Origin of the sequence: Methylocella tundrae (assembly GCF_901905185.1) — a bacterium.
GTDB classification, from domain to species: domain Bacteria; phylum Pseudomonadota; class Alphaproteobacteria; order Rhizobiales; family Beijerinckiaceae; genus Methylocapsa; species Methylocapsa tundrae.
The window spans coordinates 154,743-168,384 of record NZ_CABFMQ020000131.1 but is presented as its reverse complement, the minus strand read 5'-3'; the positions used below and the strand labels follow the sequence as shown (position 1 = coordinate 168,384).

Annotated in this window: 16 protein-coding genes and 1 other RNA gene; 6 read left to right on the top strand and 11 right to left on the bottom strand. The window is 61.9% G+C overall.

The annotated features are described in order from the left end of the window. Positions 1-3: 3 nt before the first annotated feature. The 6 genes from MPC4_RS19050 to MPC4_RS19025 form a co-directional block, all read right to left on the bottom strand. Positions 4-363, bottom strand: coding sequence for a hypothetical protein (locus MPC4_RS19050; RefSeq protein WP_174513910.1), 360 nt, complete (start codon positions 361-363; stop codon positions 4-6). A gap of 257 nt (positions 364-620) precedes the next feature. Further along, the gene (locus MPC4_RS19045) at positions 621-1,436 is read right to left on the bottom strand and encodes a TIGR00282 family metallophosphoesterase (RefSeq protein WP_174513909.1); all 816 of its coding nucleotides are present in this window, start codon (positions 1,434-1,436) and stop codon (positions 621-623) included. A gap of 97 nt (positions 1,437-1,533) precedes the next feature. Next, positions 1,534-2,127, bottom strand: coding sequence for a 5-formyltetrahydrofolate cyclo-ligase (locus tag MPC4_RS19040; RefSeq protein WP_174513908.1), 594 nt, complete (start codon positions 2,125-2,127; stop codon positions 1,534-1,536). A gap of 45 nt (positions 2,128-2,172) precedes the next feature. Then, positions 2,173-2,326: non-coding RNA, 6S RNA (ssrS, locus tag MPC4_RS19035), on the bottom strand. 53 nt (positions 2,327-2,379) lie between these two features. Then, positions 2,380-2,754 carry a cell division protein ZapA gene (locus MPC4_RS19030; RefSeq protein WP_174513907.1) on the bottom strand — a complete coding sequence of 125 codons (375 nt, stop codon included), beginning with the start codon at positions 2,752-2,754 and terminating at the stop codon, positions 2,380-2,382. Positions 2,755-2,831: 77 nt separating this feature from the next. Further along, on the bottom strand, positions 2,832-3,119 hold the full coding sequence (locus MPC4_RS19025; protein WP_174513906.1) for a DUF4164 domain-containing protein: 288 nt from the start codon (positions 3,117-3,119) through the stop codon (positions 2,832-2,834). Between the two features lie 541 nt (positions 3,120-3,660). Between MPC4_RS19025 and gap the strand changes: the two genes are divergently transcribed. Then, the gene (gap, locus tag MPC4_RS19020) at positions 3,661-4,668 is read left to right on the top strand and encodes a type I glyceraldehyde-3-phosphate dehydrogenase (protein WP_174513905.1); all 1,008 of its coding nucleotides are present in this window, start codon (positions 3,661-3,663) and stop codon (positions 4,666-4,668) included. Beyond that, complete coding sequence (locus tag MPC4_RS19015) at positions 4,665-5,891, top strand: phosphoglycerate kinase (protein WP_134491433.1); 1,227 nt, start codon at positions 4,665-4,667, stop codon at positions 5,889-5,891. The genes gap and MPC4_RS19015 overlap by 4 nt, the downstream gene beginning before the upstream one ends. 39 nt (positions 5,892-5,930) lie before the next feature. Here MPC4_RS19015 and MPC4_RS19010 read toward each other — a convergent pair whose 3' ends face one another. Genes MPC4_RS19010 through MPC4_RS19000 form a run of 3 tightly spaced genes read right to left on the bottom strand, consistent with a single transcriptional unit; the run spans position 5,931 to position 8,262 of the window. Next, the gene (locus tag MPC4_RS19010) at positions 5,931-6,509 is read right to left on the bottom strand and encodes a nucleoside 2-deoxyribosyltransferase (RefSeq protein WP_174513904.1); all 579 of its coding nucleotides are present in this window, start codon (positions 6,507-6,509) and stop codon (positions 5,931-5,933) included. A 26-nt stretch (positions 6,510-6,535) separates the two neighbouring features. Further along, complete coding sequence (locus MPC4_RS19005) at positions 6,536-7,594, bottom strand: nickel/cobalt transporter (RefSeq protein ID WP_174513903.1); 1,059 nt, start codon at positions 7,592-7,594, stop codon at positions 6,536-6,538. A gap of 20 nt (positions 7,595-7,614) precedes the next feature. Further along, positions 7,615-8,262 (bottom strand): DUF1007 family protein, encoded by a 648-nt coding sequence (locus MPC4_RS19000; RefSeq protein ID WP_342343644.1) that lies wholly within the window; start codon positions 8,260-8,262, stop codon positions 7,615-7,617. Between the two features lie 216 nt (positions 8,263-8,478). Between MPC4_RS19000 and ykgO the strand changes: the two genes are divergently transcribed. After that, entirely contained in the window at positions 8,479-8,604 is a 126-nt protein-coding gene (gene ykgO, locus MPC4_RS18995; protein WP_012590802.1) for a type B 50S ribosomal protein L36, read from the top strand. A gap of 67 nt (positions 8,605-8,671) precedes the next feature. Further along, positions 8,672-9,550 (top strand): tetratricopeptide repeat protein, encoded by an 879-nt coding sequence (locus MPC4_RS18990; RefSeq protein WP_174513902.1) that lies wholly within the window; start codon positions 8,672-8,674, stop codon positions 9,548-9,550. 15 nt (positions 9,551-9,565) lie between these two features. On the opposite strand, the gene MPC4_RS18985 is transcribed toward MPC4_RS18990, so the two are convergent. Further along, entirely contained in the window at positions 9,566-10,195 is a 630-nt protein-coding gene (locus tag MPC4_RS18985) for a L,D-transpeptidase (protein ID WP_174513901.1), read from the bottom strand. A gap of 242 nt (positions 10,196-10,437) precedes the next feature. Next, positions 10,438-11,865 carry a sodium:proton antiporter gene (locus MPC4_RS18980; protein ID WP_174513900.1) on the bottom strand — a complete coding sequence of 476 codons (1,428 nt, stop codon included), beginning with the start codon at positions 11,863-11,865 and terminating at the stop codon, positions 10,438-10,440. 257 nt (positions 11,866-12,122) lie between these two features. Between MPC4_RS18980 and MPC4_RS18975 the strand changes: the two genes are divergently transcribed. Together MPC4_RS18975 and pgl are read left to right on the top strand one after the other, a co-directional pair. Continuing rightward, positions 12,123-12,773, top strand: a complete 651-nt coding sequence (locus MPC4_RS18975; RefSeq protein WP_134491421.1) for a MarC family protein — start codon at positions 12,123-12,125, stop codon at positions 12,771-12,773. A gap of 110 nt (positions 12,774-12,883) precedes the next feature. Next, positions 12,884-13,606: a 6-phosphogluconolactonase gene (pgl, locus tag MPC4_RS18970; RefSeq protein WP_174513899.1), complete on the top strand. Its 723-nt coding sequence runs from the start codon at positions 12,884-12,886 to the stop codon at positions 13,604-13,606. The last annotated feature ends 36 nt before the right edge of the window (positions 13,607-13,642 follow it).

Here is a 13,642-nt window from a genome sequence, read left to right as displayed (position 1 = left end):
CAGCTAATATTCCTGACGGTAGTAGTGGTGGTGGTGGTGGTGGTGGTGGCGATAGCCGGGGCCGACGGGAGGAATAGCGTGGCGCCAGGCGCGATGATGATGATGATGGTGGTGGTGATGGTTATAATATTGTGCGAGTTGCGCCTCCGCTGGTTTAGACGCGCTTTGCTCATCGGATGCAGTTGCTTGCGCTGCGTCGACAACGCGAAGAAGAGCGATGGCGTTTGGGATCGGCTCAAGTAAGTCTCCAAACGAATCGACTTTTAGTACTTCGGTCGCGCTCAATGGGGTGGCGTTTGCCGCCTGCGCAAGGGCGCCGAGAGCAGACATCGCTCCGACAAGGCCAATGATTTTTTTATCCATTCTTCTCTTCCCCCAATGAGTATTGGCGGCCTATCAGATATTGAACTGATCGGCCCCCCAAAGACGACAGATTATTTTCTGCTCACCTAAAGAGCTAAGCCCCTCAAAGGTTCCAGAGAGTTTTGTTCTTTGCTTGAGGCCCATGCCGCCCGGCGAGCCGAAGACGGGAGATCAGCAATCGGATCAGTCTCTGTTTCCGGCAGACTGCTGTCTTCAGCCGAGGCGCTGCGTAGCTATCCTGAGAGCCTTCGCCCCGCCTACCAAAAATCCGGCCGCGCCTCCGTCAGCCGGCCGCCGATGCGGACCGGCGCGATCTTCGCCGCGAGACCACGCGCGTCGAGTTCGACCGCGACGCCGCAGAGGGTCGCGGGGCCGGAGGCGGGCTCGAAGCGCGAGGCCGGGATCTTGGTCGTGAAGCGGCGCAGCGGCTCCTCCTTGTCCATGCCGATGACGGAATCATAATCGCCCGTCATTCCGGCGTCGGTCATATAGGCCGTGCGCTGGCGCAGGATCTGGTAATCGGCGGTCGGCACATGCGTGTGCGTGCCGACGACCAGCGAGACGCGACCGTCCACGAAATGGCCGAAGGCCTGTTTCTCGCTCGAGGCCTCGCCATGAAAATCGACGATCGCGGCGTCGCAGCCAACGCCAAGGGGACAGGCTTCAAGTTCGCGCTCGATGGCCGCGAAGGGATCATCGAGCGGGTCCATGAAAACGCGGCCTAAAATATTGACGACAAGCACGCGCGCGCCCGTGGCCGTTTCAAACAGATTGGCGCCCTTGCCCGGCGTTCCGCGCGGATAATTGACCGGCCGGATCAGGCGAGGCTGACGGGCGATAAAGACGAGCGCCTCGCGCTGGTCGAAGGAATGATTGCCAAGCGTCACGCAATCGGCCCCGGCGCTCAAAAACTGGTCGCAGATCGACTCTGTGACGCCAAAGCCGCCGGCGGCGTTCTCGCCATTGACGACAACGAAATCGAGGCCCCACGCGAGCCGCAGTTTCGGCAATTGATCGACAACAGCGATGCGTCCGGCGCGGCCAACGACGTCGCCAATGAAGAGAAGACGCATGTTTCTATCCATCAAAGAAGCCCCTTCCGCCGCCGCGGGCAAGGCTTTGCGACAGAAAAATGCGAAAAAGCAGCCACGCGACTGACGTTCGGGGATCTCAGGGGAACGGCAAAACGCTGCGGCAGTCGATCAATCCCTCTTCGGTTAGCACAAAGTCGAGCCGCTGGTCATGATCTTCATGCGGGATTTTTTGCGTTTCCTGGCTGGCGTAGGCGACCCCGACCGCGAAGATCTTTTTTCGCGCGCGCAGAGCGGCCAGCGTGCGGTCGTAGTATCCGGCGCCATAGCCGATCCTGTGCCCTGTCCGGTCAAAGGCCGCGAGAGGCACGAACAGGAGATCGGGCGCGACTTCGGCCGCCGCGGGAGACGGCTCGGAAATGCCCATTTTGCCTTCCACCAGCGCATCGCCCGGACGCCACAGCCGGAAAACGAGCGGCGTGCCGCGCGGCCCCGTAATCGGCAGGGCCGTCAAAACCCCGGACGCCGCGAGCGTTTCCAAAAGAGGCATGGTGGAGGCCTCATCACGCAGGGAGAAATAGGCCGAGACGATGCCAGGGCGCAGTTCGGCGACAAGCGACGAGCCCGCGGAGGCGAGATGCTCGGCGAATGCGACGGGATCGACGCTGCGGGACGCGCGCCGGCGCGCCAGAGCCTCGGAGCGCAGAACGGCTTTCGGATGAGGGGGCTGCATTATGGCGAGGGCCGAGGTCTCTTTTTCGAGAAATCCAACAAAAAGTGCGGGGCCGCGATGGCCGTGGGATATCGATCCCGGGAACCTACAACGTAGGTGGGCGCCATGTGGCCAAGCCCACGGGCAAGGCCAGGGACAGCTCCCTTTGAGATCGATAAGGCCCCGGGTTACTGATCCAGCACGCACCCCGCAGCTCCGCCCCTGCAATCTAGGGGGCGCCGAGGCAAAACGCCAGAGGGTTCGCGCAGCAAATCAGTCTTCGCCGCGAACGGCGCCATTGAGTTCCTGCGCCAGCGCCTCGATCCGCGAGGCCGTTTCGTCGAGCGAGAGCGCGACGGCGTCGATCCAGGCCTCGCGCCCGTTGAGCGCGCCTGCGACATGATCCTTCAGCTGCGAAAGCTCGGCTTCGAGTTGGCCGGCGCGGCGGTTTGATTCGAAAAGTTCATCGGCGATCGTCACCGCCGCCATGACGGTTAGTCGCTGATCGCCCATTTCACCGAATTTTTCCCGCATGACCGAAATCTGGCCATCGACCTTTTTCGCAAGCTCGTCGAGATGGGCTTCCTCGCCCTCGTCACAAGCGACCCGGTAGACCCTTCCGGCGATCGTCATGGCAACTTGCGCCATCGCTGAAGCTCCTCGCATAAAGCATAATCGGTCGGTTTCGACGATCTCGGGGGTCACCGCCGCCGGTGCGCGCTATTTTAGCTTTCGTCCTCGACCGTGGCCACGACGGCTTTGATCGCAGCATTGGCTCCTTTCAGTCTGCGCGCAACTTCCTCATTCGCCGTTTCGAGAGAGATCGAACGCGCCAGCGCCCCGTCGAGCTCGACGGCGAGACGGGAGCGGTCATCCTGCATCACGGCCAGCTCTTCTTCGAGATTTGAGCGCAGCGCGTCCGCTCCCGCCCGCCGCTCGCTCGCGGCCTCGAGCTTCTCCAACGCGGACGCGAGCCGCTTCAAGGCGGCGTCAAGACGTTCAGGAGTGTCCATACTGCATTCCCGTCCCGCTTTGCGATAAAGCCATGATTCCATCCCCAGCGCCCAAGGAGCGGGGGCCGGCCCGCTCAGACGTCGATGCACGCATGCGTTGATACAATGGCCGGGCGCTCTGTCATAGTCGCGATGGAATTGCCGCGAGCCGGCCAAGCCGAACGAGGGTGCGACCTAAGGAAACATAGACCGGACGTTGACTCCAGCATAGCCGATGTCGTCAAAGTAAAACCATTAGTATGGCAACTGGTTCTCGTCGCCCGGGTTCCACTCGTGAACGGCCGGATTATCTTGAGCGCAAGGGCAGAATGACTTTTGGGGGCGTCGCGGCTGCGCGCCGAGCAATCCTCGCCTTCGCCCCTCCGGAGGGCTGCGGGAGGCCTGATGACCGCGCGAGCCACTCTCGCGTCTCTTGCAACCGCCGGCCATTTGCCAAGTTGACGGCTTGGAAATTGCGCGACATATCACAATTTGCGTGAATGAAGCGCAAACTCGGAGGTCCTCGCGAGAGAGGGCCGGGGCCAAGTAAGGAGCACATCGGATGGCGGTCAAAGTCGCGATCAATGGATTTGGTCGAATCGGACGCAACGTACTGCGGGCGATCGCCGAGTCCGGACGCACGGACATAAAGGTCGTCGCAATCAACGATCTGGGTCCGGTCGAGACGAACGCCCATCTCCTTCGCTTCGACTCGGTTCATGGCAGGTTCCCAGGCGAGGTCAAGGTCAGCGGCGACACGATCGATCTCGGCGGCGGCCCGATCAAGGTCACGGCGGTCAGAGATCCGGCCGAACTGCCGCATAAAGACCTCGGCGTCGATATTGCGCTCGAATGCACGGGCATTTTCACCTCGCGTGATAAGGCCGCCGCCCATCTCAAGGCCGGGGCGAAGCGCGTGCTGATCTCGGCGCCCGGCGACAAGGCCGACCTTACCGTCGTCTTCGGCGTCAATCATTTGAAGCTGACCCCTGAACATCTCGTCGTCTCCAATGCGTCCTGCACGACGAACTGCCTCGCCCCGATCGCCAAAGTGCTGAACGACGCCATCGGCATCGAGAGGGGCTTCATGACGACGATCCATTCCTATACCGGCGACCAGCCGACGCTCGACACGCTGCATAAGGATCTTTATCGCGCGAGGGCCGCGGCGCTCTCCATGATCCCGACATCGACCGGCGCCGCCAAGGCGGTCGGCCTCGTTCTGCCCGAACTCAACGGCAAGCTCGACGGGTCGTCGATCCGCGTGCCGACGCCGAACGTCTCCGTGGTCGATTTCAAATTCAACGCCAGCCGGCCGACCAGCGCGGCGGAAATCACCGAGGCGGTGAAACGAGCGGCGGGTGCGGAGCTGAAGGGCATCCTCGGCTATACCGAAAGCCCCAATGTATCGGCCGATTTCAACCATGATTCACATTCGTCGATCTTCCATGTCGACCAGACCCGCGTCATCGACGGAACCTTCGTTCGCGTGCTGTCCTGGTACGACAATGAGTGGGGTTTCTCGAACAGGATGATCGACACCGCGGTCGCAATGGGGAAACTCCTATGACGAGATCAGGCTCTTCTTCGCCCTTTCCAACTCTCGACGACGCTGTTCTGGCGAGTAAGAGGGTACTCGTGCGCGTCGATCTCAACGTGCCGATGGAAAACGGCCGGATCACCGATCTGACCCGCATCGACCGCGTCCTGTCGAACATCCGCGAAATTTCGGAAAAGGGCGGCAAGGTCATCATTCTCTCGCATCTTGGCCGCCCGAAGGATGGGCCGGAGGCGGAAACGTCGCTGAAATCGGTCGCGGTGGCGCTCGAACACGAACTCCGCCACATGGTGTTCTTCGCCTCCGATTGCGTTGGCCCCGTCGCCAAGAGCGCCGTCGCGGCCTTGCGCAACGGCGACATTCTGCTGCTCGAGAACACCCGTTTCCATGCCGGCGAAACCAAAAACGATCCGGCCTTTGTCGAGCAGCTCGCCGAACTCGGCGATCTTTACGTCAACGACGCCTTCTCGACCTCGCATCGCGCGCACGCCTCGACCGAAGGCATCGCCCATAAATTGCCGGCCTACGCCGGGCGCACGATGCAGCGCGAACTCGAAATGCTGACCGGAATGCTGGCGCATCCGGAGCGTCCGATGGCGGCAATCGTCGGCGGCGCCAAGGTCTCGACCAAACTCGAACTTCTCGGCAATCTGATGCGCCGGGTCGAATTTCTGTTCATCGGCGGCGGCATGGCCAACACCTTCCTTTCCGCCAGCGGCAAGAACGTCGGCAAGTCGATCTGCGAGACGCAGCTTGCCGAAACGGCGCGGAAAATCATCGCCGACGCGGACGCCGCCAATTGTCAGCTCGTGCTGCCGGTCGACGCCATCGTCTCGACGAGGTTTGAAGCCAATGCGCAAACTCGCGCCGTCGATATCGACCAGATCGGCGAAAACGACATGATTCTCGATATCGGCCCGCGCACCATTTCAAAGGTCGTCGGCATCCTCGCAGCCGCCAGGACCGTCGTCTGGAACGGCCCGCTCGGCGCTTTCGAGACCCCGCCCTTCGAGGTGGGGACCGTGGCGATCGCAAAGGTCGCCGCGGAACTGACGCGGACCCATTCGCTGCAAACCATCGCCGGCGGCGGCGACACGATCGCGGCCCTCAATATGGCCCATGCATTCAACGACTTCACTTATGTGTCGACGGCCGGGGGCGCCTTCCTCGAATGGCTGGAAGGCAAGCTGCTGCCCGGCGTCGAGGCTTTGCGCGGGCAAAAAGCGAACGCCTGATCTTCGGCCAAAGAGACTCGCGCCGCGCCATCCCGCCTTTTATTCGAGCGCGACGCGGAAATGCTGCGCCGCGTGCTCAAGGCACAGCCTGAACCCGGACAGGTCCGTGAAACGCTCATCTGGCGCGGTCCGGCGCTGCGTCAGGCGCCGCCCCTGCTCGGTGAGACAGCCGCCAAGCATCAGATTATCGGCATGCCCGAAATCTTCGATCGTCATGCCGAGAGCGTCGCGCCAGCGTCCTGTTGCGGCGTCGAAAGTTGCGCCCATGTCGCGTTTCATGCGGTCGAGCAGCGCGCCGTCCTCGTTGCTATAGGCGAAAACCGGCTTGCCGAGACCGGCGCAAAGCCCCAGTTCGAAGACCGTTCCCGCGTCCGCGCTCGGTCCGCGAAAAGGCGTCAGATTGAAGATTGCGCCATCGGCGGCCAAAATCATCCCGCGATTTGCGCGATAGATCGAGAGGCTCCTCTCGACGCCATCGTCGAGAGCCTCGCTTTCAAGAGGAAACAACCCTTCAAAGCCGTATTGCGCGCAAAGCGCCGTCTTGCGCTCGCCGGCTGCTTTCGCATCCGGCAGAAAGACCTCAGGGCCGGCAAGATAAATCCGCAAGCGCCGCGTCATGCCGAGCTCTCTTGTAAGCCGTGGGCCTAGCCGCGCATCACGCCGCCCGAAAGGGTCGTCATGAGCAAGGCGAGGCCAAAGACGAGCACCGCCAGCGCGGCCGCCGCCTCAAACAGGCGCCCTGCCATCATCGCCCGCCATGAATCAGCGCCGACGAAGCGCGCAGCCGCCTTTTTGGCGAAGACAGCCGATGTGGCAAGCGCGCCGGTCGTGATCGCAACGCCTAGCGACATCGCCAGCACCGCGCCGCAGCCGGCAAGAAAAATATCCTGCGCGGAGGCGAAGACAAGGACGAGAATGGCGCCCGAACAGGGCCGTGATCCGGCCGCCGCGACGGTGAGCAAAGCCTTCTTCCAGGAAAATCCCGCGTCGAGCGTTGCCGGATCGGCCGCATGAAAATGGCCGCAATCCGGCCCATGCATATGCGCCGCGCTGCAATCATCGGCGAAGAAGCGCGCGCTCATGCCTCCGGCCGCGAGCGCCGGACCAAAGGCGCCCGCGAGCTCAGGCGCGAGCTTCCGTGCGGGCGCCTGCCGCCAAAGGGCGACGACCGCGGCGCCTTTGGCGGCAAGCAGCATCGCGCCGAGGATGATGACGCCCGCATAGCTCGCAATCTCGATCACATTGGCGGCGGCCGTCATATGTTTGGCCGTGGTCCCCAGCATGAGAAAGGCGACGCCGACCAGCGCCACGGCCACGAAACCTTGCAGCAGCGCCGCAGCGAGGCAAATCACTAGCCCGCGGCGTAAAACCCGTTCGTTGGCGACCATGTAGGAGGCGATCACCGCCTTGCCGTGACCGGGCCCCGCCGCATGAAAAACGCCGTAGCCGAAGCTGAGCCCGGCGAGGGTCCAGCCGGCGGAGGCGCTCTCCCGCGCGGCGCGGATCGCGCCCGTCAACAGACGATAAAAGCCGCTCTCCTGAGCCAGAAGCCAGCCACTGAAGCCCGTGGCGCTCGCCGCGCCCTCATTGACGCCGACGGCGAAGGGATGATGCGCGCCTTGCGCAAGGCTTTGCGTAGCGAAAGCCGCCGCGAGGAAGAGCGCGCAGACGGCCAGAGGCGAGAAACGGAAAGAAGGTTTCAAAGTTGCCCTCCAACAGCCCGTCAAGGACAGGCGACGATGACAGCCGAGGCGAGTTTGACGCCGAAATCCGACCCCGGCGATAGCCCGCTGAAGAAGGATTCGGTGAGCTTCTTCGATTCTTCCGCCGCCAGCGGCTTTGCTCCCGACACATTGGTCGAACAGCCCTTTGGCGCGTTGACGAAGCTGACAGGCGTCTGCTTGTCGAGTTCGAAGGCGACGAAATAGGTCGGATCGTAAACCTGAAAGGAAAAGAGTTTTGCCGAGACCGGCGTTTTCAGCGGCATGGTGAAGCGCAGCACCACGAGCTTGTCCGGCCTCTCCTCGAGCGAATAATCGGTCGGTTCGCCAAACTCGACCTTGACGCTATGAATCTTGGCGTGGGTAAAATAGTCGAATTCGGCGAGATCCTCGACATTGCTTTTGGCGAGCGGGGCGAGGTCCGCCTTGGTCAGAAGCTGACCTTTCTTGCCGACGCCCTCGGTGACGAAGGCCGAGTACATTTCGTCGAAAATCCAGGCGTGCCGGATCGCCACGATGTCGCCGTTCGGCCCGAAAATCACCTGCTCCTGCCCCGTGATCCAGACATGGGGATGCGCCATAGCTATGTGTGCGAACCCGATGATGAAAGCCGCCATCAGGCCGAGCCTCAACCGGTAGAGCCTACGCATAAACACCCAAAAAAATCGTGAAGCGGCGCCGCCAGGGCGTCTCAAGCCATCCATTGAGCGCAGAAGTCTGGCTAAACCGAGGCGAGGCTTTTCCCGCCGCGTCACGCCGAGATCGCGAGCCGGGGGTTGATCGCGAACGGAAGATGAGGCATACACATTCGGAATTCATTTGAACCGGCCATCGCGGCCGGTTGTTTTTTTCTGGGAACAACTCCGATGAAAGTCCGTAACTCATTGAAATCGCTGCGCGGGCGTCATCGCGACAACCAGCTCGTGCGCCGCAAGGGCCGTGTCTACATCATCAACAAGACGCAAAAGCGCTACAAGGCCCGCCAGGGCTGAGGCGGCGCGCAGGCGCGGCAATACAAGGGCTTTGACCTTTTGAGCAAGCCTTATTAGGCTCAACGCCATGCTCAGAAGACTTCCTGGTTCAGCGTGGCTGCCGACATTTCAGGTCCTCGCCGTTATCGGCGCGGCCTTTCTGGCTCCCGCCGCGGCGCAAAATACGCCCGGCGCGGACAAGCGTGGATGGCCAGGCGGCCTGCCCAACGGCTGGCGCATGCTCGGCGATGACGAGGGTCCGGCGCCGCCAACCGACGCGCCGCCGCCTCCTTTCGATTTCGGGCGCGACGGACAATTTCTTCCTCCGCGTGGCCAATCGGCAAACCCACTATCGAAGAATGGTCAAAATGGCGCAGCGAAACAGGCGGCGCCCGACGATCAAGCGGCCAAAGCCGCCAGGGTCAAGGCCCGCGCAGACCAATTAAAAAAGGCGCTCGCGCCGAAGCCAGAGCCGGCCATCCTGCGTCAACAGGCGCTCGACGAATTGTTCAAGCATCTCAGCGCCGCTAGCGATCCCGACGAGGCAAAGGGCTATGCCGAGGCGATCAAACACATCTGGATGCAGTCGCAATCCGATACCGCCCGCCTCATCATGCAGCGCGCGACGCAGGCCGCCGCCGCCAAAAACTATCCTCTCTCCCTGAGCCTGCTCGACAGGCTGGTGGCGCTCGAGCCGGATTGGGCCGAGGCCTGGAATCAGCGCGCGGCGGTCAAGTTCCTGATGCAGGACAGTGACGGCGCCATGGCCGACATCGACATGGTTATGAAGCTGGAGCCGCGCCATTTTGGCGCGCTCATGGGGATGGGAGTGATCCTGCAGCGCGCGGGCCTCGACAAGCGCGCCCTGCAGGTGTTCAACAAGGCGCTGGAGATCTATCCAGCGCAGCCCAGTCTCAAGGATAGCGTCGAGAAGCTGTCCCTCGACGTGAACGGCCGCGACATCTAAACTTGATTGAGACGCTTACCGCGGCCACGATTGCCACGACTGAGGCTGCTGCGTGACCGGATCGATGACGCGGCGATGCCTTGAAAGCACGGCGCTGCGCGGCGGCGCATAGGCCAGCCCATCCGGCGCTTCCTCTGACCACCCCTGATAATCATCTTCAAAAAGACGCGGGCGTTGACGCCGCGCCACGCCCCTCTCGCGCCGCCATCGGTGCATTGCATAGGCGCGCGGCGGGGAGCCGGAAATCCTGATGTCCGCCCCCTGCTCCTTGACCAGGCCGTAAAGGAAGGCGGCATTATCCGGTGAAAGGCGAATGCAGCCATGCGAGGCCGGCCGGCCAAGGTCAGCCGTTGAATAGGTGCCGTGAATGGCGTAGCCGCCATTGAAGAAGATCGAATGAGGCATCGGAGACATATGATATTTGCGCGAATAATGCATTCGCTCCAAATGCCTCGACCGGTAGTAACCCCGTGGCGTCGCATAGCCTGAGCGCGCCGTTGAGACGGACCAAAGATAATCCGAGCCGTCGGCGCTGACATGCATGGTTTGCGAGCTGAGATCAATGTCGATCCGAACCCTCGCCTGAGCCGCCGCTACACAGCCGAGACTACACAGGAACGCGCACACGCCAAGGATCCGCCGCATTGACCGCCCTCCCGCGCCACCGGCGGAGCCGATAGTCGATCGTCGCACTTCACCGTATTAATACAATGACAAATTGTTGATTAAGCGTTGTCGGAATTCGATCAGGATTATTTTAAAGTGATTAAATCGCGCCTTTGTCGCGCTGAACGCCGCCGTCGAGGCGCTGCACACGGCGACTGACGCCGGGATGTCCTTTGCCTTCAGCTAATTCGGCGGCGGTCTACAGCCATGTGACTATGCTGCTACATGAATAGCCAGGTAATGGCGGCAAAGAGCGGCAGAAGAATTGCTCCCGACCACAGCATGTAGCGAAAGAATCCTGGCATCTTCACGCCGGCGTCGCGGGCGATGGCGTAAACCATGAAATTTGGCGCGTTGCCGATATAGCTGTTCGCGCCCATGAACACCGCGCCGAGTGAGATCGCCGCCAATGTATCGGCGAGCGGGCCCATCAGCTTCGCCGCCTCGCCGCCGGCGAGTTCGAAAAATACAAGGTAGGTCGGCGCATTATCGAGAAATGAGGAAAGCAGGCCCGTCGTCCAGAAATAGACCGGATTGTTCGGCGATCCGTCGGCGTGCTCGAGCAGGCCGATGACGAAAGCAAACGGGCCGTCCTTGCCAGCCTTGAGCATCGCCATGACCGGAATGATGCAGGTGAAAATCCCGGCGAAGAGGTAAGCGACCTCGCGGATCGGCTCCCAGTCGAAGCCGTTTTCCGCACGGGAGGCCCTGTTCGTCAGCGCAAGCGAGGCAAGCGCGACGCCGATCATCACGGCCTCCCGAACCAGATTCTGCAGCTCGATCTTCGTCCCGTAGAGATCGAAACTGACGTCCGGTCGCCAAAGACCGCTGGCGGCGATCGAAGCGACGACGACCCCGATCAGCGCGACGTTGACAAGACCCTTTACGCGCAGAGGAATGATCGGGCCGGATGCGCCGCTCCGCCCTTCCCGCTTGAAATAATAGGCGTCAATCAGAAGGAACAGGGCGAGAAGAACGGCGACGGCGAACAATGTCTCCGGCCATAGCTTTTGCGTCGTCCAGAAGAAGTCGACGCCGTGGAGAAATCCAAGAAACAGCGGCGGATCGCCAAGCGGCGACAACGCTCCGCCGATGTTTGAAACGAGGAAGATGAAGAACACCACGACATGCGCGTTGAAGCGCCGCGAAGCATTTGCGCGAATGAGCGGCCTGATCAGGATCATCGAGGCGCCGGTCGTCCCGATGACGCTGGCGATCCCCGCGCCGAAGGCGAGTATCGCGCCATTCACGAGAGGCGTGGCGTTCAGCGAACCGGTTATGGCGATGCCGCCCGCCGCCGTGAACAGCGCGAGGAGCATGAGGATGAAGGGCGCATATTCGAGCGCCATATTGTGGACGAAGGCGGCGGCCGTCGCGTCGAAGCCTTTGACGGCGACAAGGCCCGCGAGCGCTAAAAAGGCCCAAAAAGCAGCGGCTTTGGCGTAGTGAACATGCCACCACTCCTTAACGAAAAGCGGACCGAGCGCAATCGACATCAATATGCCGACGAAAGGCAGCCCGAGTAGCCAGGGCAGCTTCGCGCCGTCGAGGACCTCCGCCGCGGCGGCGGGCGAGCTTGATGCGAGGATCGCGGCAAAGGCCGCGCAGCCGCCAAGCGCCACAATGGCCGCACGCTTCCAATCGGTCATATCTCCTCCACATGTCGCACTACGTGAGCCGGATACGCGGCGGTGACGGCCACATAGCCAAGTTCAAGGACGGTCTTACGTGCGGGCGCCCCGCGCGGCAAGGCCAACAGGTTTCGCAGCTTTGAGGCGCCAGCTTGATCGAAGCCGCCGGTATGCTACTCAGGACGCCAAGGAGTCAGGGATCGCGGTCGCGAGGCTTGGCCTGCGGATCAGCTGAGGCGCCAATAAATACAAGATGGATCGGGAAGGATCGGCCCATGACGCAGGAATGGACCCTTTTCATAAGCACCTTCACGACTCTGCTGGCCATCATCAATCCGCTGGAGGCGCTGCCAATCTTCCTGCTGCTTCTTGAAGGCAAGAATCTCGCCGAACACCGAAAAGTTGCGGCGCAATCCAGCCTCTATGCAACCTTGCTGCTGCTTTTCTTTCTATTCTTCGGCTCATTGATCCTCCGGCTTTTCGGCGTGCCCTTGAGCATGGTGCGCATAGTCGGCGGCATCATCCTCACCAAAATCGGCTTTGAACTCTTCTCCGGCTCTTCGGGTTCGGGATCGGTCGTTCCCGAAGGCGGCGCAGGCAAGGACGCCAACATCGCATTCGTGCCGCTCGCCCTGCCGATCATGTGCGGTCCCGGCGCCATCGCAACCGTTCTCGGCATGACGGCGCAGGTGCAAAGATGGGAATTTGGCTCCTTCGCTCCGATCGTCGCCGCCGTTCTCGCCACCATGTTCGTGACATATCTGTGCCTTGCCTATGCCGGCAAACTGGTCGATCGCCTTGGTCCCATGGGCATCGACGCCATCACCCGCATCGTCGGCTTCTTCGTCTCCGCGATGGGCGTCGGGCTGATCTTTAACGGCGTCATCGAAGGGCTGCAAAACCACGGGCTGAATATGCTGCACTGATGGCGGCGCGATCGGCTCCGCTCGCATGAAGCGCGATTTGCCGATAGTCTTGCCGCGTCGGCGGGACGGCGCCCTTTACCTCCCGGTCAACCATCCAGGATCGCCGCCGCATGAGCCCCGACCCCAACATCGACGTCGCGGAAGACGCCAAGGATCTCGCCAATCGCGTCGCCGCCTGGCTCGTTTCGCGCATCGCCAGCGCATCTAAACCATTTGCGCTCAGCCTCTCGGGCGGATCGACGCCGAAGCAAGTGTATCAGTTGCTCGGCGCCGAGCCGTTGCGCGATGAGGTTGACTGGCGCAAGGTGGAGCTGTTCTGGGGCGACGAACGCTTCGTCCCTTTTGACCACGAAAACAGTAACTTCCGCATGACGTCCGAAGCTTTGCTTCGCTATGTTGCGCTGGCTCCGGCGCAAATTCATCGCGTGCCGACAGACGCTGGATCGCCAGCGCAAGCGGCGGCGCTCTATCAGCGCGCCCTTCAGAATTTTTACGGAGCAAAGACGCTCGACCCGGACCGTCCTCTGTTCGACGTGACCTTGCTTGGTCTTGGCGCCGACGGCCACACAGCTTCGCTGTTTCCGGATACGCCGGCCCTCGAAGAGCGAGACGCCTGGGCGACATTCATCATAGGGGCGACGCCCGAACCGCGGATTTCGCTAACCTATCCCGCCCTGGAATCCAGCGCCGAAATCGCTTTCCTCGTGTCCGGTGCCGAGAAGAGAGGCATATTGGCCCGCGTGCTGGCCAATGATCGCACGCTTCCGGCGGCCCGCCTCGCAACGCGCGGCCTGATCCACATTTTCGCTGATCGCGCAGCCCTCTCCCCATAACCCTGTCGGCCGCGCGGCCCAAATTCCCCGGCGCCG